The sequence below is a fragment of the Bacillus sp. MT94 genome (assembly GCF_058792475.1).
In genome coordinates this window covers 732,129-753,298 of record NZ_JBXAEZ010000002.1, presented here as the reverse complement: position 1 = coordinate 753,298, position 21,170 = coordinate 732,129, and the positions used below count along the sequence as shown (strand labels likewise).

Here is a 21,170-nt window from a genome sequence, read left to right as displayed (position 1 = left end):
AATAAAATTTGCCAGACTTCGTTTAAGTTTGTATGCTTAATCGGAGTCTTTTTTCTTTTCGTGAGGTAGAAAAACAAGCTATTTACAATTGCGAGGAATCTCAGCAATTGCATCTAGGTGTATTGTAATATAAAATAGTTGAACAGGAGTTTAATTTATTATGGAGGTGCTATGTCTAGTATGAATACGAACGAAAGAATCGTGCCCCTCCTACCATTAAGAGGCGTTCTCGTATATCCAACGATGGTTTTGCATCTTGATGTAGGACGTGATAAATCGATACAAGCACTAGAGCAGGCGGCAATGGATGAAAATATCATCTTTTTAGCAATGCAAAAAGAAATGAATATCGATGATCCGAAAGAAGATGACATATATAGTGTAGGTACAGTGGCGAAAGTAAAGCAAATGCTAAAATTGCCGAACGGTACGCTTCGTGTCCTTGTGGAAGGTTTACATAGAGCAGAAGTAATAGAGTTTATCGAAGAAGAAAATGTAGTACAAGTGTCTATTAAAACGGTAACTGAAGAAGTAGAAGATGATTTAGAAGAGAAAGCTCTTATGCGTACGTTACTGGAGCATTTCGAACAATATATTAAAGTTTCGAAAAAAGTTTCAAATGAAACATTTGCAACAGTAGCTGATGTAGAGGAACCAGGGAGATTAGCTGATTTAATTGCTTCTCACTTGCCGATTAAAACGAAGCAGAAACAAGAGATTCTAGAGATTGTATCTGTAAAAGAACGATTACATACACTTATTTCAATTATTCAAGATGAACAAGAGTTACTTAGCCTAGAAAAGAAAATTGGGCAACAAGTGAAACGTTCAATGGAGCGCACGCAAAAAGAATATTTCTTACGTGAGCAAATGAAGGCGATTCAAACTGAACTTGGCGACAAAGAAGGTAAGGGCGGAGAAGTAGAAGAACTTCGTGAAAAAATTGAACAGTCAGGAATGCCTGAAGAAACAATGAAGGCTGCGCTGAAAGAATTAGATCGTTATGAAAAGTTACCAGCAAGTTCTGCGGAGAGTGGTGTTATTCGCAATTATATTGATTGGTTATTAGCGCTTCCGTGGACAGAGGCAACAGAAGATATAATTGATCTTGCTCATTCGGAAGAGATTTTAAATAACGATCATTACGGTCTTGAAAAAGTGAAAGAGCGTGTACTTGAATATTTAGCTGTACAGAAGTTAACGAATTCATTAAAAGGACCTATCCTTTGTTTAGTAGGCCCTCCTGGGGTCGGAAAAACTTCGTTAGCGCGTTCAATTGCAACATCATTGAATCGTAACTTTGTCCGTGTATCTCTTGGTGGTGTGCGTGATGAATCTGAAATTCGTGGTCACCGCCGTACATATGTTGGAGCAATGCCAGGACGCATTATTCAAGGTATGAAAAAGGCGAAAACAGTTAATCCAGTCTTCTTATTAGATGAGATTGATAAAATGTCTAACGATTTCCGTGGAGATCCATCAGCAGCATTACTTGAAGTATTAGATCCAGAACAAAACCATAACTTCAGTGATCATTACATTGAAGAACCATATGATCTATCGAAAGTTATGTTTGTAGCAACTGCTAATACACTTTCAAGTATTCCAGGTCCATTACTTGACCGTATGGAAATCATTTCGATTGCTGGCTATACAGAACTTGAAAAAGTACACATTGCTCGTGAGCATTTATTGCCGAAACAATTAAAAGAGCATGGCTTACGAAAAGGTAATTTACAAGTACGTGATGAAGCGCTTCTTGAAATTATTCGTTATTATACACGTGAGGCTGGTGTTCGTACGCTAGAACGCCAAATTGCAAAAGTTTGCCGTAAAGTAGCGAAAATTATCGTTACAGCAGAACGTAAACGTATCGTTGTGACAGAGAAAAAGATTGTTGATTTACTTGGTAAACACATATTCCGTTATGGGCAAGCTGAAAAAACAGACCAAGTTGGTATGGCAACAGGTCTAGCTTACACAGCAGCAGGCGGCGATACACTTGCAATTGAAGTTTCTGTAGCGCCAGGAAAAGGGAAACTAATTTTAACAGGGAAACTTGGGGATGTTATGAAAGAATCAGCACAAGCTGCGTTTAGTTATATACGTTCTCGTGCAGAAGAGCTTCAGATTGATCCGAATTTCCATGAGAAAAATGATATTCATATTCATGTTCCAGAAGGAGCAGTTCCGAAAGATGGACCGTCAGCAGGTATTACGATGGCAACGGCACTTATTTCTGCACTAACAGGTATTCCTGTAAGTAAAGAAGTAGGTATGACAGGTGAAATTACACTTCGTGGTCGTGTATTACCAATTGGTGGCTTAAAAGAAAAAACATTAAGTGCTCACCGCGCAGGCTTAACAAAAATTATTTTGCCAGCAGAAAACGAGAAAGATTTAGATGATATTCCAGAGAGCGTAAAAGAAAACCTTACGTTTGTGCTTGCATCTCATTTAGATGAAGTATTGGAGCACGCATTAGTAGGAGTGAAACAATGAAAGTAACAAAAGCAGATATTGTAATTAGTGCTGTTAAACCAGAACAATATCCAGACAGTGATTTACCAGAAATTGCATTAGCAGGTCGTTCAAATGTCGGGAAGTCTTCCTTTATTAATAAAATTTTAAATCGTAAAAAGTTAGTGCGTATTTCTTCTAAACCAGGAAAAACGCAAACGCTGAACTTTTTCTTGATCAATGAGATGATGCATTTTGTTGACGTTCCAGGTTATGGATATGCGAAAGTGTCTAAATCGGAGCGCGCGGCATGGGGGAAAATGATTGAAACGTACTTTACAACGCGTAAGCAATTAGACGCAGCTGTATTAGTAGTTGATTTACGTCACCAACCGACAAGTGATGACGTGATGATGTATGATTTCTTAAAGCATTATGAAATCCCAACAATTATTATTGCGACGAAAGCTGATAAAATCCCGAAAGGGAAATGGCAAAAGCATTTAAAAGTTGTAAAAGAAACGCTTGCTGTTGAAATTGGCGATGAAATCGTTCTATTCTCTTCTGAAACAGGACTTGGAAAAGAAGAAGCGTGGAAGGCAATTCATAAAATGACAAAAACAAAAAACGCGTGACGAATGTCGCGCGTTTTTTTCTTTATATAAGCTGTTAACGTACGTTTAATGTAACTTCAATATTACCTCGTGTTGCTTTAGAGTAAGGACATACACCGTGAGCCGCTTCTACAAGTTCTTGTGCTTCGCTATGTGAAACGCCAGCGACATGTACATCAAGCACGGCAGATAGGCCAAAACCACCATCTGTATCTTTTCCGATAGAAACGTGAGCGGTTACTTCTGTACTTTCTACTTTCATACGTTTTGTACGAATGACAAGTTGTAATGCACTATCGAAACAAGCTGCATAACCAGCTGCAAATAGTTGTTCTGGATTTGTTGCTTCTCCACCTGCACCACCTAGTGCTTTCGGCATTTTCACATCAAGATTTAATATGCCATCATCTGAAACTACTTTCCCATTTCTTCCACCTGTTGCTGTTACTGAAGCAGTATATAATTTATCCACATTTATTCCCCTTTTCCATCATTAATTGTTTTCATTGTTTCAATTAGTTTATTTAGTTGAATTAATAAAGAGCGATATTCTTGCTCTGTAATTCCTAAGTTTGTAGCCATTGTTGTCGGTAATGAACAAGCCTTTTCCTTTAAATTTTTACCTTGTTCTGTTAATTCAATACAAACTTTTCGCTCGTCTTCTTTGGAACGAACACGTTTTACAAGTGTTAATGATTCCATTCGTTTTAACATAGGTGTTAACGTACCGGAATCTAAAAATAGACGTTCTCCAATTTCTTTTACTGTTAGTCCATCTTGCTCCCATAGTACGAGTAAAGTAATGTACTGGGGATACGTAATACCCATCTCTTCTAAATAAGGTCGATAAAAACGAGTAACCTCTCTAGAACAGGCATAAATAGAAAAACAAAGTTGGTTATCTAGATGCAAAGAGTCCTCTGTCATACATAACTCCCTTCTTATTAAGTTGTGCACAATTTAATTTTGTAAAATCAATATAACGAAAAAGAAATAAAATGTCAAATACATTGTATTGAGAAAGTGTTTGCTACATTTTGGAACAATCATACATATTTTCCTTCATGATGAAAGAAGATAGGAAAGATGATGTTATAATTTATATGGAATAGTTTCCATCACTTGATTATGAGGACTTTTTTTGGTAACGTACAAATAGAGTTATTAATTTATAATCATTATAAAGTAGAAGTTTTTTTATTAGTTTGCTGAATCTCCTTTATTACATACGGAGAATAATTAAAAAATAATCGGTTGTTCACACGATTGTCAGATTCATAAGAGGAAAGTTGTATTATGATAGTAGATAAAGTGATAAAACGGGTGAAGGGGGACATGCTGCGTGCATATTCTTGTTGTTAGTGTAAATTATCGAACAGCCCCTGTAGAATTTCGTGAGAAACTCACATTTCAGGCAGCAGAGCTAGAGCGAGCGATGACTACATTACAAAATCAAAAGAGCGTGTTAGAGAATGTCATTGTATCAACTTGTAATCGCACTGAGATTTATGCTGTTGTCGATCAATTACACACGGGACGGTATTATATTAAGAAATTTTTAGCTGATTGGTTTCAGCTTGAAATAGAAGAAGTCGCACCATATTTAACTATTTTTGAACAAGATGGTGCAATAGACCATTTATTCCGCGTAACGTGCGGTTTAGATTCTATGGTAGTGGGAGAAACACAGATTTTAGGCCAAATAAAAGATAGCTTTTTAGAAGCACAACAAGTTAAAGCAACAGGCACAATTTTTAATGAATTGTTTAAGCAAGTCATTACATTAGCAAAACGTGCCCACTCAGAAACAACAATTGGTGAAAGTGCGATGTCTGTTAGTTATGCTGCTGTTGAGCTTGGAAAGAAAATATTTGGCGAGTTAACGGATTGTCACGTGCTTATTCTTGGTGCTGGTAAAATGGGCGAACTTGCATTGCAAAACTTATATGGAAGTGGTGCTCGTAAAGTAACAGTTATGAATAGGACGCTTTCGAAAGCAGAAGTAATGGCTGAGAAATATATGGGACATGCAAAATCATTAAGCGAATTACAATGTGCATTATTAGAAGCAGATATTTTAATTAGTTCAACTGGTGCATCTGAGTATGTCATTACGAAAGAGATGATGACAAAGGTGGAGAAAATGCGCTCTGGTCGTCCTTTGTTTATGGTTGACATTGCAGTGCCACGTGATATTGATCCAGCGATTGATGAGCTAGAAGGTTCTTTCTTGTATGACATTGATGATCTGCAAGGAGTGGTGGAGGCAAACCGTGCTGAGCGTTTGAAAGAAGCAGAGAAAATTCAATTTATGATTGAAGAGGAAATTGTTCTATTTAAAACGTGGTTAAGTACACTTGGTGTTGTTCCATTAATATCAGCTCTTCGTGATAAGGCACTTGCAATCCAAAGTGAAACGATGGTAAGCCTAGAGCGAAAAATACCAAACCTTAGTGATCGTGAGAAAAAAGTTATTAGTAAGCATACGAAAAGTATTATTAATCAATTATTAAAAGACCCAATTTTAGTAGCAAAAGAAATAGCTGCTGAAGAGGGAGCGAGCGAAAAACTAGCGTTATTTGCAAAAATTTTTGATTTAGAAACGGAAGAAGTAGAGAGTCGTGCGGAAGAAGTAGAACATAAAAGAGTGTGGACACCATCCGTTCCATCTTTATAATTTGGAAGGATGATCGGATGAGTTTTTTAAATAACAGTATTATTTATCATATTGCAATTATTTTATATGCTTGTAGCATTAGTTTATATTTTATAGATTATTTCCAAAGTAACCGAAAGGCGAACCGATTTGCTTTTTGGTTACTTTCGATTGTATGGGTATTGCAGTCTATTTTTATGTTGCTTAGGGCGACAGATTCAGAAACGAATCCCATTTTAACTTTATTATCAGGGATTTATTTTTATGTTTGGTTATTGATTACGATGTCGTTAGTCATAAATCGATTTATGCGCGTTGACTTTTTAGTCTTCTTTACAAATGTTGTTGCATTTGGCGTAAGCGCTTTTTCTATTTTTACACCGCTCGGAAAGATGTCGCCAGTACTTGCAGAGCAATTAGTTTCAGAACTTGTATACGTGCATGTTGGAATGGCGATTATTTCTTATGCAACGTTTACGGTATCGTTTATTTTTTCTATTATGTATTTACTGCAATATCGCCTATTAAAAAAGAAAAAGTGGAATGCGAGATTAAGAAGGTTAGGGAATTTACCGAAGCTTGAATCTACTTCTTACGGATTAAATTTATTTTCTGTTCCATTTTTCTTATTAGCAATTTTATTGGGGTGTATATGGGGATATACAAAATTGGACAATTTCCATTGGTATGATACGAAAGTAATCGGATCTTTTGTCGTTCTATTTGTGTATTGCACAGGTTTATATTTACGAGCGGCAGATGTGTTGCAAGGTAAGAAAATTGTACAGTGGAATATCGGATCGTTTCTCGTAATGCTAGTAAACATTTTTCTATTAAGCAGTTTATCCAATTTCCACTTTTGGTATTTATAATGAGGAGAGAGAATTATGCGCAAAATTATTGTAGGGTCACGAAAGAGTAAACTAGCATTAACGCAAACAAACTGGTTTATTGATCAGTTAAAAGCGCTAGGTCTACCATATGAATTTGAAGTGAAAGAAATTGTCACAAAAGGTGATGTTATTTTAGATGTTACTCTTTCAAAAGTAGGCGGAAAAGGCTTGTTCGTTAAAGAAATTGAGCATGCGTTACTTACGAAAGAAATCGATATGGCTGTACATAGTATGAAAGATATGCCGGCCGTACTTCCAGAAGGTTTAATGATTGGCTGTACACCAAAGCGTGTTGACCCTCGGGATGCTTTTATCTCAAAAAATGGAGCATCGTTTAAAGAGTTAGCGGAAGGTGCTATTTTAGGTACGAGTAGTTTGAGACGTAGTGCACAGCTACTCGCTGCGAGACCAGATTTACAAGTGAAGTGGATTCGCGGGAATATCGATACACGTTTACGTAAATTAAAAGAAGAAGATTACGATGCGATTATTTTAGCGACAGCTGGATTACAAAGAATGGGCTGGGATGATGAAGTTATTACAGAACATTTAGATGAAACGTTATGTGTACCTGCTGTAGGACAAGGTGCATTAGCGATTGAATGTCGTGAGGATGATAAGGATTTATTGCAATTGTTAGCGCATATTAATGATGCGATAACAGAAAGAACAGTGGCAGCGGAGCGAGTATTTCTTCATAAACTTGAAGGTGGATGCCAAGTTCCAATCGCTGGATATGCAACCCTTACAGAAAACGATGCAATCGAATTAACAGCTCTTGTTGGCTCTATGGATGGCTCTGTTTTATTAAAAGAGACAGTAGTGGGTACTAATCCTGAAGAAGTAGGATTAGAGGCCGCGGACCGTTTAATTAAACAAGGCGCCAAAGAACTCATTCTTGCTGCAAATAAGGAGCAACAATAAATATGAACGCTCTCGCTGGAAAAACGGTATTGATTACACGTGCCCAGCATCAAGCGAAACAAATGAGTGTAGCAGTGAAAGAAAAGAGCGGAATTCCATTGGAAATTCCGCTTTTGCGTATGGAAGGTATGTCTCATAGGCAAATTCAACATATTGAAGAGCAGCTACATTCATACGACTGGGTTATTTTTACGAGCAGAAATGGTGTAGCTTTTTTTCTAGATAGTTTAAAAAAGAAACTACCACTAACCATTGAAATCGCTGCGGTAGGTGTGAAAACAAAATTAGAGTTAGAAAAAAGGGGCTATCAAGTTCATTTTGTCCCGAATTCATTTGTTGCAGAAGCATTTGCCGAAGAGTTTCTAAAAGAATTAAATGGAAACGAACGTATTTTATTTCCAAAAGGCAATTTAGCAAGAGATGTAATACCAGTTAAACTGCGTGAAATTGGTGTTTCTCTAGATGAGTTGATCGTATACGGTACGAAAGTGAATGTAGAAAAAAAGCAAGAGCTTATAGCAGCGTTGAAGTTAGGAGAAGTAGACATTATTACATTTACGAGTCCTTCAACTGTTACTAGTTTTGTTCGTTTACTTGAGGGTGCAAACTGGAGAGAATGGACAAAAAAATGTACAATTGCTTGTATAGGACCTATTACGGAAAAAGAAGCAAGTCGTTATTTTCCGTCTGTTATTGTGCCGAAAGAGTACACTGTAGAAGCATTACTACAATGTGTTTGTGAATCTATAAAATGAAAGAATGGGGATAGAAATCTATGAACTCTTTACAATTTAATCGTCATCGTCGTTTAAGACAAAGCGGGGGCATGCGTGCGCTTGTGCGTGAAACGTTTTTACATACGGAAGATTTTATTTACCCTATTTTTGTATTAGAAGGTGAAAATGTTCGTAATGAAGTTCCTTCTATGCCAGGCGTATATCAAATTTCTTTAGATTTATTGCAAGCTGAAATGCAAGAAGTTGTTGATTTAGGTATTCGTTCTGTTATTGTATTTGGTTTACCTGCTGAAAAGGATGAAGTTGGATCATCAGCATATTGTGATCATGGAATTGTACAACGTGCTATTCAGCAAATTAAAGGTGATTTCCCTGAGCTAGTAGTAGTCGCAGACACATGTTTATGTCAATTTACAAGCCATGGTCATTGCGGTGTAATTGAAGATGGTATTATTTTAAATGACGAGTCTCTTGCAGTTCTTGCGAAAACGGCTGTAAGTCAAGCGAAAGCAGGAGCGGACATTATTGCGCCATCAAACATGATGGACGGCTTCGTAACAGCAATTCGCCATGCATTAGACGAAAATGGTTTTGGACACGTGCCAGTTATGTCGTACGCTGTGAAATATTCATCAGCATTTTATGGACCATTCCGTGATGCTGCGCACGGTGCACCGCAATTTGGTGACCGTAAAACATATCAAATGGATCCGGCAAACCGTATGGAAGCATTCCGTGAAGCAGAATCAGATGTAATGGAAGGTGCAGATTTCTTAATCGTAAAACCAGCTCTTTCTTACTTAGATATCGTTCGTGATGTGAAAAATAACTTTAATTTACCAGTTGTCGCTTATAATGTAAGTGGTGAATATTCGATGATTAAAGCGGCAGCGCAAAATGGCTGGATTAATGAAAAAGAAGTTGTTCTTGAAAAATTAATTAGTATGAAACGTGCAGGAGCAGACTTAATTATTACGTATCATGCGAAAGATGCAGCAAAATGGTTACAAGAAGGAGGCGCTAAATAATGAAAAAGTTTGATAAATCGATTGCGGCGTTTGAAGAGGCACAAGACTTAATGCCTGGTGGCGTAAATAGCCCGGTTCGTGCTTTTAAATCTGTTGGGATGAATCCGTTGTTTATGGAGCGTGGAAAAGGCTCTAAAGTATATGATATTGATGGGAATGAATACATCGACTACGTATTATCATGGGGGCCTTTAATTCATGGTCATGCAAATGATTGTGTTGTAGAAGCGTTAAAATCTGTTGCTGAAAGAGGTACAAGCTTCGGTGCACCAACAGAAATTGAAAATAAATTAGCAAAACTTGTTATTGAGCGCGTGCCATCAATTGAGATTGTGCGTATGGTTAACTCTGGAACGGAAGCAACAATGAGTGCACTACGTTTAGCTCGTGGTTATACAGGTCGTAATAAAATCTTGAAATTTATTGGTTGTTACCACGGTCATGGTGATTCGCTATTAATTAAAGCTGGTTCTGGTGTGGCGACTTTAGGTTTACCAGATAGTCCTGGTGTACCAGAAGGTGTAGCGAAAAATACGATTACAGTAGCTTATAACGATTTAGAAAGCGTAAAATACGCGTTTGAACAATTCGGTGATGATATTGCTTGTGTAATTGTAGAACCAGTAGCAGGAAATATGGGGGTTGTTCCTCCGCAGCCTGGATTTTTAGAAGGTCTTCGTGAAGTAACAGAACAAAACGGTGCATTGCTTATTTTTGATGAAGTAATGACAGGGTTCCGAGTAGCTTATAATTGTGGCCAAGGTTATTATGGTGTAACACCTGATTTAACATGCTTAGGTAAAGTAATCGGTGGTGGTTTACCAGTAGGAGCATACGGTGGTAAAGCAGAAATTATGCGCCAAGTTGCACCAAGCGGACCGATTTACCAAGCTGGTACTTTATCAGGTAATCCACTTGCAATGGCAGCAGGTTATGAAACGTTAGTACAGTTAACGCCAGAATCATATGTAGAATTTGAGCGTAAAGCTGAAATGTTGGAAGCTGGATTACGTAAAGCAGCTGAAAAACATGGCATTCCACATCATATTAACCGTGCAGGTTCTATGATTGGTATTTTCTTTACAGATGAGCCCGTTATTAATTACGATGCAGCAAAATCTTCAAACTTAGAATTCTTTGCGGCTTACTATCGTGAAATGGTAGAACAAGGTGTATTCTTACCGCCATCTCAATTCGAAGGTTTATTCTTATCGACAGCACATAGTGACGCAGATATTGAGGCGACGATTGCAGCAGCTGAAATTGCAATGTCAAAATTAAAATAATGTATTAGAGAAAAATCGCTCTCCATAAGGGGGGCGATTTTTTTTTTATTCATAAAGTAAGCTTTCCCTACATAAATCTGTAATGACATATAGTTTGGGAGGGGGAAAAGAAGTGGCTGCAGATCATTCGTTACGATTTTCATTAAAAGAATCTGTTTGGTTCCAAAAGGGACAGGAAGTCGATGAACTTTTGTCAATTTCGTTAGATCCAGACGTTGAGATAGAAGAGCTTGATCATGAAGTAATCGTGAGAGGGCAATTAGATTTAACGGGAGAGTATGTTGCACGAAAAGATGATTCGGCGTATTCATTAAGAGAACTATCGCCAGCAAAGTCAATTGATTATGTAGAAACAAGGGAAGATGGGGTTAATGAACTTGTTCATTCCTTTCCGCTTGAAATATCAATTCCGAGAAATCGAGTGAAAGTAATTGAAGAGCTATATGTATCAATTGAGGAATTTGATTATGAATTAAAGGAAAATGGTTGCTTACAATTATTAGCGGATATATCTATTACCGGTTTGTGTGATGAAGAGAGAAACGAGGATGAAGCTGAAGAGGAAGAAACGGTGTATGCCGAGTTAGAAGAAGATTCAGCGCAAGAGGATGAAAATAGACCGGCGCCGCATGTAGAAGAACCAGCATATAAGGAATCAGATGAGTGGGAAGATTACGCATTTGAACCGTTCCAATTAGAGGAAAGAAAAGAGCAGGAATTAGAAGAAGAGAAGATAGAGGAACATGAATTTGTGGAGCGTGAAGAGGAGCAAGAAACAACGCCGCAATTTGAATTGTTTGGGCGAAAAGATTTCAAGAAAGAAAAAGCGAAAAAGCAGGAAGAACAAGAAGAAGAGTACTCACAGCGAGATGAAAATGCGCTTTATTTAACAAAACTATTTACGAAAGAACCGGAAGAAGAATTTACAAAGTTAAGAATGTATTTCGTGCAAGAAGGGGATACAATTGAATCTATTGCAGAACGTTATGAAACGTCTGTGCAAAATGTGTGCCGTGTCAATCAAACAGAAGATATATTTTTAAATACGGGGCAAATTATTTATATTCCCGTTTCAAGGGTAAAGGCGAAATAAGGAAGTGAGTGTTTTCACTCGCTTCTTTTCTTAGAGGCTATGTTTTGAATAGAAAGGGTTATTCGTATGGATATTGAATTACGAAATCACTATGAACCTATCGTGAGGCAATATAGATTGGATACGCAGCATATGGAAGAGCACGGAAGCGTAATGAAAATTTATACGAATCAAGGTCCATATGCACTCAAGAAAATAGAAGGCAGAAAGTTAGAGCGGAATAATTTTCTGCATCATATTCAATATTTGAAGGAGAAAGGTTTTTCAAATTATGTACCTATATACCACGCGACGGATGGAAATTATATTTTAAGTGACGGGACGTATAATTATTATTTAATGCCTTGGTTAGAACGTGCAGAAGGAAACGGCGAGGATAATGATCAATACCATAAAATGTTTCAGACACTTGGAACGTTGCATCAAAAAACTGTGAAGGAAGAAACATATACGGAAGAAGATTTAGAAAAACATTATACAACTATATCCGATCGCTGGGAAAATGATGGTGAGATGTTAGAAGAGTTTCTCGTAGAATCTGAATCAAAATGGTATATGTCCCCGTTTGAATTACAATATTGTACGTACTATCATCATGTAATGAGAGCGCGTGAATTTGCAACGAAGCAATTAAATGAGTGGAACGATGCGATGAAAGAAAAAGAGAAAACACGTATTACTTTTGTGCATGGTAACGTGTCACTTAATCATTTTTTATTTGACTATGAGCGAAATGGCTATTTTATTAGTTTGGAAAAATCGAAGTTTGCAACGCCTGTGCAAGATATAGTAGGTTTTTATTCACGGTCTTTAAACACATATCCAATCGCAAGAAGTGATCGGTTTGAATGGTTTCAAATGTATCAAAAAAATTTCCCTTTTACGAAAGAAGAGCAACTACTTATGTTTGCGTATATGACGTATCCATCGCAATTTATTCGGCAAATCCAGTCTTATAAGAAAAAAAGAGATAATCGCAACGAGGAAAATGAACTGCGCGGAGTAAAGAGTTTGCAACAATCGCATTGGCTCGTTAGCAATATAGAATATTTCCTGTCACAATTACAAGCTGCCCAGCAAGGGAACGGGTAAAGTAAAACTTTAATCAGCGGGTGGCTCCAACCTAACTTCTTTGCTTCAGCTGAATTTTGAGGTGGGGTCTTATTGCCCGCAAATAGCGGGATAAAGAAGATAAGTAGAGAATGCTACTTATCTTCTTTATATTCACCCGAAAAGTCATAGTTTTAAATTTATCTTGACGAATAAGGTTTCGTTTTTTACACTATTGTATATAATAATTAACAATCATATAAATGCCTTGAAGGGGAAGAGTATAACATGAAACGTCTTCAGAGAGGAGAATCAGTAGCTGGGAGATTCTCTAGATAGTTATGTTAGAAGGTAGCCCTGGAGCATCTTTTCTGAACAGAATAGTTCTCATTAGGAAAAGACGGATTTGTCCGTTATCAAATTAAGAGTATAAGCAAATTATGAATTTGTTTGTAAATAAAGGTGGTACCGCGATGTCCCTCGTCCTTTTTGGATGAGGGACATTTTTTATTTTAAGGAGGGAAAATAATGTCAAACACGGAAAAGAATTTACCAACTAAATATGATCATATGTCCGTTGAAGAAGGCCTTTATCAATGGTGGCTTGAAGGCAAATATTTTGAAGCAACAGGAGACGAGAAGAAACAACCGTATACAATTGTAATTCCACCTCCGAACGTAACTGGTAAGCTACACTTAGGTCATGCTTGGGATACAACTCTTCAAGATATTTTAACTCGTACGAAGCGTATGCAAGGTTACGATGTGCTATGGCTTCCAGGAATGGACCATGCTGGTATCGCAACACAAGCGAAAGTAGAAGGAAAACTTCGTGAAGAAGGTATTTCACGTTACGATCTTGGCCGTGAGAAATTCCTTGAAAAAGCTTGGGAGTGGAAAGAAGAGTACGCTTCTCACATTCGTCAACAATGGGGGAAAGTCGGTTTAGGACTAGACTATTCTCGCGAACGTTTCACATTAGACGAAGGTTTATCTGATGCGGTTAATAAAGTATTCGTTCAATTATACGAAAAAGGCTTAATTTACCGCGGTGAATATATTATCAACTGGGATCCAGCAACACGCACAGCTCTTTCTGATATTGAAGTAATTCATAAAGAAGTTCAAGGTGCATTCTACCATATGAACTATCCGTTAACAGACGGTTCAGGTCACATTCGCCTTGCTACTACTCGTCCAGAAACGATGCTTGGTGATACAGCGGTAGCAGTTCATCCAGAAGATGATCGTTACAAACATTTAATCGGAAAAACAGTTACACTTCCAATCGTAGGTCGTGAGATTCCGATTATTGCTGATGAGTACGTAGAAAAAGACTTCGGAACAGGCGTTGTAAAAATTACACCAGCTCATGACCCGAACGACTTTGAAGTAGGTAACCGTCATGACTTACCACGCATCTTAGTAATGAACGAAGATGGATCAATGAACGAAAAAGCTGGTAAATATAACGGTATGGATCGTTTCGAATGCCGTAAAGAATTAGTGAAAGACTTACAAGAAGCTGGCGTATTAGTAGAAATCGAGCCACATATGCATTCAGTAGGTCATAGTGAGCGTAGCGGTGCAGTTGTTGAGCCTTACTTATCAACACAATGGTTCGTAAAAATGGCTCCACTTGCTGAAAAAGCAGTAGCGCTTCAACAAAAAGAAGAAGAAAAAGTAACGTTCGTACCAGAGCGTTTTGAAAACACATATTTACGATGGATGGAAAATATTCATGACTGGTGTATTTCTCGTCAATTATGGTGGGGACACCGTATTCCAGCTTGGTACCATAAAGAAACTGGTGAAGTATACGTAGGTACAGAAGCACCAGCAGATATTGAAAACTGGAATCAAGATAACGACGTACTTGATACATGGTTCAGTTCAGCGCTATGGCCATTCTCAACACTTGGTTGGCCAAATGAAGATTCAGCAGACTTCAAACGTTACTATTCAACAGATGCACTAGTAACGGGTTATGACATCATCTTCTTCTGGGTATCTCGTATGATTTTCCAAGGTTTAGAGTTTACAGGCGAGCGTCCATTTAAAGATGTATTAATTCACGGTTTAGTTCGTGATGAGCAAGGTCGTAAGATGAGTAAATCTCTTGGTAACGGTATTGACCCAATGGATGTTATCGAGAAGTACGGTGCAGATGCAATGCGCTATTTCTTATCAACAGGAAGTGCACCAGGTCAAGATTTACGTTTCAGCATGGAAAAAGTAGAATCTACTTGGAACTTCATTAATAAAATTTGGAACGCATCACGTTTCGTATTAATGAACATGGATGATATGAAGTATGAAGAAATCGATTTAACTGGTGAAAAATCAGTTGCAGATAAGTGGATCTTAACTCGCTTAAACGAAACAATCGAGAGTGTAACACGTAACATGGATAAATATGAGTTCGGTGAAGCTGGTCGTTCATTATACAACTTCATTTGGGATGATTTCTGTGACTGGTACATTGAAATGGCGAAACTTCCACTATACGGTGAAGATGAAGCAGCTAAGAAAACGACTCGTTCTATTTTAGCTTACGTATTAGATCAAACAATGCGTCTATTACACCCATTCATGCCATTCGTAACAGAGAAAATTTGGCAACATTTACCGCATGAAGGCGAATCTATTACAGTAGCTGCGTGGCCAACAGTTCGCGAAGATTTACAAGATACGGAAGCTGCGGCAGAAATGCACCTTCTAGTTGATATCATTCGCTCTGTTCGTAATATTCGTGCAGAAGTAAATACGCCAATGAGCAAAAAAGTTCAAATGCAAATTAAAGCAAAAGATGAGGCTGTACTTGCTCAACTTACGAAAAATAGCTCTTACATTGAGCGTTTCTGTAACCCAAGCGAATTAACAATTCAAACGGACTTACAAGCGCCAGAAAAAGCAATGACTGCAATCGTATCAGGTGCAGAGTTATTCTTACCGTTAGCTGATCTTATCAATCTTGATGAAGAGAGAGCTCGTCTTGAGAAAGAACTTGAGAAGTTCGATAAAGAAGTAGAACGTGTACAGAAGAAACTTTCTAACCAAGGTTTCGTAGCGAAAGCTCCTGCAGCGGTTATTGAAGGAGAGCGTGCGAAAGAGCAAGATTACCTAGAAAAACGCGAAGCAGTTCGTCAACGTCTAGCAGATCTTGAAAAGTAAAAATATTTTTAGAGACTCACTATATTGGTGAGTCTCTTTTCTTTGCGTATAATAGAACTATGAAAGTTGTCTTTTGAAAGGGGAAAAGCATACGTGATACATACATACGAAGAAGCGATAGGGTGGATTCATAGCCGATTGAAATTTGGTATTAAACCAGGATTAGAAAGAATGAATTGGATGCTAGAAGAGCTCGGAAATCCAGAGCGTCATATAAAATGTATTCATCTTGCTGGTACAAATGGAAAAGGTTCAACGTTAACATATATGCGTTACATGTTAGAAGGCGCGAAATATAAGGTAGGAACGTTTACCTCTCCTTACATCGAAACATTTAATGAACGCATTAGTGTGAATGGAACACCAATTGCAGATGAAGAGATTACTGAACTCGTAAAGATGGTAAAACCAGTCGTGGAAAAACTAGATGAAACGGATTTAGGGGAAGCGACTGAGTTTGAAATTATTACCGTTATGGCAATTTGCTATTTCGGTAAAGTCAATTTCTGTGATGTTGTTTTATTTGAAACAGGGCTCGGTGGACGTTTTGATTCTACCAATGTTATACACCCTGTTCTCACGATTATTACGAATATCGGTCACGATCATATGCATATTTTAGGGAATACACTAGGAGAAATTGCATATGAAAAGGCGGGGATTATTAAGTCTGGTGTGCCGGTAATTACTGGTGTGCAAGATGAAGAAGCTTTGCAAGTCATTCAAAATGTTGCAAAGGAAAACCATGCAAACTTATACGAACTTGGCAAGCATTTTACAGCGTTACATAAACAGTCTAACGAAGATGGGGAACAGTTTGATTTTACTTGTCCTTTTACCGCGTTTGAAGATTTGCAAATCTCAATGAAAGGTATTCATCAAGTAGGAAATGCAGCGCTAGCACTTATGGCAGTAATGTATGTAAAAACATATTTATCATTTTTAATTGAGGAAGAGGGAATAAGAACGGGATTACGGGAAGCGTATTGGATTGGGCGCTTTGAAAAGCTACAAAGTAACCCGGATATTATTATAGATGGTGCTCATAATCCAGAAGGTATCGAAAGTCTTGTGAAAACAGTAGAAGCGCATTACAAAGATAAAAATGTAATAGTTTTATTTACTGCCCTTGGTGATAAACAATTGCATAACATGGTAGGCCGATTAGAAACCATTGCAGATGAAATTATTTTTACAACATTCGCCTTTGATCGTGCTATTTCTGCAGATAAGCTTGCATCATATTCGCAAAAAGAATCAAAATTAGTTTTTGAAAATTGGAAAGAGGCAATTGATACAAAAGTTGAAATGATAGGGGAAAATGATGTTTTTATCATAACAGGTTCTCTTTATTTCATTTCTGAAGTTCGAAAATATATTCGAGAGAAAAACTAGATAGTCTTTGCTATCTAGTTTTTTTGTTCTACAAATGAAGTCAAATGCATACATATAAGATAAATATATAGGGTTATTTGGCGAATTCCTCTGACAAATATCTCGTTTTTTTGTGAAATGAATATGATATGATGCGGACAACGATAAGAGGTGAGGTGTGAGTGTATGGACAAGCAATCACGAACGATCTCAGTGAAAGTGAATGGAACAGAAGCGAAGTATGAGGAAAAGAAGAAAGATGAATTTGAATGGATGGTAGTAGAAAGTGAACGACCTAAAAATGTTGTTCCGTTTCAAAAAGCGAAATCAGTGTCTGTGGAAAAATACCGAAAGAAGTGGAGTAATACATTAATTGCAATCGTTACAACCGCAATTATTATCGGTACGGCGTTTGGAATGGGGATGCTTCATTTACTTACTGGACAAGGAACAACAGGAGGAAGTGAAGTAACTGCTTCAAGGCCGACTGGAAATGGAGAATCAAAGGTGGGTGGAACGGCAGAACAAACACCAGCACCGAAAGAAGAAAAACAAAAGGCACAGACAGGAACGTCATTGGATCCGATGAAATTATTTTTTGTTCAAGGGGGGATTTATTCTTCTGAAGAAAAGGGACAGGCAGCTCTTGAAGAATGGAAAGGCAATGGGGGCATTGGTGCTTTGAGACCGAGCGGGGATAAGTATGCAATAGTTGTTGGTATTGCTAGCGATGAACAGGCTATAAATCAATTAATGACTAAGTATAAAAATGATGGTGTCTCCGTTTTAAAAAAGAACTGGGATATAACAGATAAAGCATTGCTGAAAGATGATAAAGAAGTAGGAACATTTTTAACAAAAGTGCAGCCATTATACACTCATTTAGCAAAATATGCTTCTAGCGTACAAGGTGGTGGAAAAAGCAGCGCAAAAGATATAGAAGTGATTGAGAAAGAATGGAAAGCGATTGAAAAAGAAGGGAAAAGTATGAAGCGAGAAGAAGCAAAGAAACTGTATATGTATACGTCGGTAGCTGTACAAACAGTAAAAGATGGGAAAATGGATAAGGAATCTTTGGCGAAATTAAATCAAGTTATTATTGATGGCTTACTCTCGTATGAAAAAATTGTTTCGTAGAAAGTGAAATGATAGGATAATAAAATGAGTAAGAAAGAAGTACATGTACTTCTTTCTTTTCTTTTGAATTTAGAGCAAAGTGCTTTCTCTATGACAGGAATATAATCGTATGCAATAAAGAAGTGTTATTTTTAGTTAGAGAAATTAATATTTCTTTCATTTGTGGGCAAACTATTCCTTTGATACGATTGATATAAATTGTTCTGCTTCATGTGAGAAAGGAAGGAGAAAATATGAAAAAAATAATTTTAGCTTCAGGGTCACCTCGGAGGAAGGAATTGCTTGAGTTAGCTAGCGTACCATTTGAAATCGTTGTAAGTGAAGTAGAGGAAACAATTGGTGCATATTCATCGCCTTCTGATATTGTAATGTCGCTTGCCTTGCAAAAAGCATCAGCGGTTGCAGAAAATAATAGTGATCACATTGTGTTAGGTGCAGATACAATTGTTACATATGAGTCGCGTATCCTTGGTAAGCCTTCTAATGAGGATGAGGCGAAAGAGATGTTACAATTACTATCTGGGAAAACACATGAAGTGTATACAGGTGTTGCGATTATATCAAAAGAAAAAACGGTTACTTTTTATGAGCGTACAGAAGTTACGTTTTGGGAATTAACAGAAGAGGAAATTGATACATACGTCGCGTCGAAAGAACCTCTTGATAAAGCAGGTAGTTATGGGATTCAAGGTAAAGGGTCTATTTTCGTTCAACATATTCAAGGGGACTACTATAGTGTAGTTGGCTTACCAATTGCACGTCTCGTTCGAGAATTAAAACAATTTGATATTGATGTAACCCATGCGTAAAATTGCATGGGGTTTTCTTTGAGAGAACAAATAAAGGGGTGGAGAGATGAACGGTATTCGTGATGTTGTAAGAGAAGAACAACCACGGGAGCGTTTATTGTTAGAAGGTGCTGGAAGTTTATCAAATCGAGAGCTCCTCGCAGTGTTACTCAGAACAGGTTCTAAAGAAGAAACAGTTTTAAAGTTGTCAGATAAAATTTTACACCAATTTGATGGCTTACGTATGTTGAAAGATGCAACATTAGAAGAGCTAATTAGTATACATGGTATTGGGATTTCAAAGGCATCGCAACTTATGGCAGCCTTTGAGCTAGGCAGAAGAATGGTACGTTTAGAATATCAAAATAGATATAGTATTCGAACTCCAGAAGATTGTGCGAAATACATGATGGAAGAAATGCGCTTTTTACAACAAGAGCATTTTGTTTGTTTATATTTAAATACAAAAAATCAAGTTATACATAGGCAAACGATCTTTATTGGAAGTTTAAACACGTCAATTGTACACCCAAGGGAAGTTTTTAAAGAAGCCTTCCGTCGTGCAGCAGCCTCTATCATATGTCTTCATAACCATCCCTCAGGAGATCCCACGCCGAGCCGTGAAGATATTGAAGTAACCAAACGCTTAGTAGAATGCGGCCAGATTATCGGAATTGAAGTGCTTGATCATATTATAATAGGTGACCATAAATTCGTGAGTTTAAAGGAAAAAGGTCATATTTAAGACTATGCTTTTTACTTATTTTGTTTTATAATGTGATTTATGAGTTTTTTGTAGAAATTTATCTACAAAAAGGATAAAGATATAAAAAACGTACTGTTTTTATAATATAAAGTAAGAAAAAATGAGTCCGTGAAAACAAGAAAGGAAGATAAATAATATGTTTGGATTTGGTGGATTTACTCGCGATCTTGGAATAGACTTAGGAACTGCGAACACGCTTGTATATGTAAAAGGAAAAGGTGTAGTTTTACGTGAACCTTCAGTAGTTGCGTTACAAACTGATACGAAACAAATCGTTGCTGTAGGTAGCGATGCAAAACAAATGATTGGTCGTACACCAGGGAACGTTGTGGCACTTCGCCCGATGAAAGACGGTGTAATTGCTGATTATGAAACAACTGCAACAATGATGAAATATTACATTCAACAAGCTCAAAAATCAAACGGTTTCTTCTCACGTAAGCCGTATGTAATGGTATGTGTACCATCTGGTATTACAGCTGTAGAAAGACGTGCAGTAATCGATGCGACTCGTCAAGCGGGTGCTCGTGATGCTTATCCTATCGAAGAGCCATTTGCAGCAGCAATTGGTGCAAACTTACCTGTTTGGGAACCAACTGGTAGTATGGTTGTTGATATCGGTGGTGGTACAACAGAAGTTGCAATTATTTCTTTAGGTGGTATTGTAACAAGCCAGTCAGTTCGTGTTGCTGGTGATGATATGGATGATTCAATCATTCAGTACATTAAGAAAAGCTATAACTTAATGATTGGTGAAAGAACAGCTGAAGCATTAAAATTAGAAATTGGTTCTGCAGGCGAGCCAGAAGGTATCGAGCCTATGGAAATTCGCGGTCGTGATTTAGTAAGTGGTTTACCAAAAACAGTACTAATTCAGCCAGAAGAAATTGCAGATGCATTAAAAGATACAGTAGATGCGATTGTAGAATCAGTTAAAAATACGTTAGAAAAAACGCCACCTGAATTAGCGGCTGATATTATGGACCGCGGTATCGTATTAACAGGCGGCGGGGCATTACTACGTAATTTAGATAAAGTAATTAGTGAAGAAACGAAAATGCCAGTTCTTGTTGCAGAAGATCCATTAGATTGCGTAGCAATTGGAACAGGTAAAGCATTAGACAATATCGATCTTTTCAAAACTGCTGCTCGATAATATTGCAAAATAAAAATCAGTGAAATTAAGAGGG

The 21,170-nt window shown here is 37.4% G+C and carries 18 protein-coding genes and 1 other annotated feature; of the genes, 16 read left to right on the top strand and 2 right to left on the bottom strand.

Translation table 11 applies throughout. The features are described from left to right. The first annotated feature begins 171 nt into the window (after positions 1 to 171). Both lon and ysxC read left to right on the top strand, forming a co-directional pair. Complete coding sequence (gene lon / locus AC1Q51_RS09620; protein ID WP_000097288.1) at positions 172 to 2,502, top strand: endopeptidase La; 2,331 nt, start codon at positions 172 to 174, stop codon at positions 2,500 to 2,502. Beyond that, positions 2,499 to 3,095, top strand: coding sequence for a ribosome biogenesis GTP-binding protein YsxC (ysxC, locus tag AC1Q51_RS09615; RefSeq protein WP_000869118.1), 597 nt, complete (start codon positions 2,499 to 2,501; stop codon positions 3,093 to 3,095). The genes lon and ysxC overlap by 4 nt, the downstream gene beginning before the upstream one ends. 34 nt (positions 3,096 to 3,129) lie before the next feature. Here the strand turns inward: ysxC and AC1Q51_RS09610 are convergent, their stop codons facing one another. Together AC1Q51_RS09610 and AC1Q51_RS09605 are read right to left on the bottom strand one after the other, a co-directional pair. Then, on the bottom strand, positions 3,130 to 3,546 hold the full coding sequence (locus AC1Q51_RS09610; protein WP_000359774.1) for an organic hydroperoxide resistance protein: 417 nt from the start codon (positions 3,544 to 3,546) through the stop codon (positions 3,130 to 3,132). Positions 3,547 to 3,548: 2 nt separating this feature from the next. Further along, on the bottom strand, positions 3,549 to 4,001 hold the full coding sequence (locus tag AC1Q51_RS09605; RefSeq protein ID WP_016080166.1) for a MarR family winged helix-turn-helix transcriptional regulator: 453 nt from the start codon (positions 3,999 to 4,001) through the stop codon (positions 3,549 to 3,551). Between the two features lie 415 nt (positions 4,002 to 4,416). Between AC1Q51_RS09605 and hemA the strand changes: the two genes are divergently transcribed. The 14 genes from hemA (at position 4,417) to mreB (ending at position 21,136) form a co-directional block, all read left to right on the top strand. After that, the gene (gene hemA / locus AC1Q51_RS09600; protein ID WP_000547868.1) at positions 4,417 to 5,751 is read left to right on the top strand and encodes a glutamyl-tRNA reductase; all 1,335 of its coding nucleotides are present in this window, start codon (positions 4,417 to 4,419) and stop codon (positions 5,749 to 5,751) included. Positions 5,752 to 5,768: 17 nt separating this feature from the next. Next, a complete protein-coding gene (locus AC1Q51_RS09595; protein WP_000009005.1) occupies positions 5,769 to 6,602 on the top strand; it encodes a cytochrome c biogenesis protein in 834 nt (277 codons plus the stop codon). A 15-nt stretch (positions 6,603 to 6,617) separates the two neighbouring features. Then, entirely contained in the window at positions 6,618 to 7,547 is a 930-nt protein-coding gene (gene hemC / locus AC1Q51_RS09590) for a hydroxymethylbilane synthase (RefSeq protein ID WP_016080168.1), read from the top strand. Between the two features lie 2 nt (positions 7,548 to 7,549). Further along, positions 7,550 to 8,302, top strand: coding sequence for a uroporphyrinogen-III synthase (gene hemD, locus AC1Q51_RS09585; RefSeq protein ID WP_199716993.1), 753 nt, complete (start codon positions 7,550 to 7,552; stop codon positions 8,300 to 8,302). A gap of 20 nt (positions 8,303 to 8,322) precedes the next feature. Beyond that, a complete protein-coding gene (hemB, locus tag AC1Q51_RS09580; protein WP_001087056.1) occupies positions 8,323 to 9,312 on the top strand; it encodes a porphobilinogen synthase in 990 nt (329 codons plus the stop codon). Further along, positions 9,312 to 10,598 (top strand): glutamate-1-semialdehyde 2,1-aminomutase, encoded by a 1,287-nt coding sequence (hemL, locus tag AC1Q51_RS09575; RefSeq protein ID WP_492331475.1) that lies wholly within the window; start codon positions 9,312 to 9,314, stop codon positions 10,596 to 10,598. Before hemB ends, hemL begins: the two co-directional genes overlap by 1 nt. Before the next feature lie 82 nt (positions 10,599 to 10,680). Next, positions 10,681 to 11,691: a stage VI sporulation protein D gene (gene spoVID, locus AC1Q51_RS09570; protein ID WP_003271973.1), complete on the top strand. Its 1,011-nt coding sequence runs from the start codon at positions 10,681 to 10,683 to the stop codon at positions 11,689 to 11,691. Positions 11,692 to 11,757: 66 nt separating this feature from the next. Further along, on the top strand, positions 11,758 to 12,783 hold the full coding sequence (gene ysxE / locus AC1Q51_RS09565; RefSeq protein WP_492331474.1) for a spore coat protein YsxE: 1,026 nt from the start codon (positions 11,758 to 11,760) through the stop codon (positions 12,781 to 12,783). Positions 12,784 to 13,000: 217 nt separating this feature from the next. Then, positions 13,001 to 13,232, top strand: a binding site (T-box leader). Positions 13,233 to 13,269: 37 nt separating this feature from the next. Beyond that, positions 13,270 to 15,915 (top strand): valine--tRNA ligase, encoded by a 2,646-nt coding sequence (locus AC1Q51_RS09560; RefSeq protein WP_000072222.1) that lies wholly within the window; start codon positions 13,270 to 13,272, stop codon positions 15,913 to 15,915. A gap of 93 nt (positions 15,916 to 16,008) precedes the next feature. Beyond that, positions 16,009 to 17,310, top strand: coding sequence for a bifunctional folylpolyglutamate synthase/dihydrofolate synthase (locus tag AC1Q51_RS09555; protein WP_336972106.1), 1,302 nt, complete (start codon positions 16,009 to 16,011; stop codon positions 17,308 to 17,310). 165 nt (positions 17,311 to 17,475) lie between these two features. After that, positions 17,476 to 18,426 (top strand): stage II sporulation protein B, encoded by a 951-nt coding sequence (locus AC1Q51_RS09550; protein ID WP_492331473.1) that lies wholly within the window; start codon positions 17,476 to 17,478, stop codon positions 18,424 to 18,426. Positions 18,427 to 18,659: 233 nt separating this feature from the next. Next, positions 18,660 to 19,235, top strand: a complete 576-nt coding sequence (locus tag AC1Q51_RS09545; RefSeq protein WP_029443367.1) for a Maf family protein — start codon at positions 18,660 to 18,662, stop codon at positions 19,233 to 19,235. Positions 19,236 to 19,281: 46 nt separating this feature from the next. Continuing rightward, the gene (gene radC, locus AC1Q51_RS09540; protein ID WP_492331472.1) at positions 19,282 to 19,959 is read left to right on the top strand and encodes a RadC family protein; all 678 of its coding nucleotides are present in this window, start codon (positions 19,282 to 19,284) and stop codon (positions 19,957 to 19,959) included. 157 nt (positions 19,960 to 20,116) lie between these two features. Then, the gene (gene mreB, locus AC1Q51_RS09535; RefSeq protein ID WP_000466736.1) at positions 20,117 to 21,136 is read left to right on the top strand and encodes a cell shape-determining protein MreB; all 1,020 of its coding nucleotides are present in this window, start codon (positions 20,117 to 20,119) and stop codon (positions 21,134 to 21,136) included. The last annotated feature ends 34 nt before the right edge of the window (positions 21,137 to 21,170 follow it).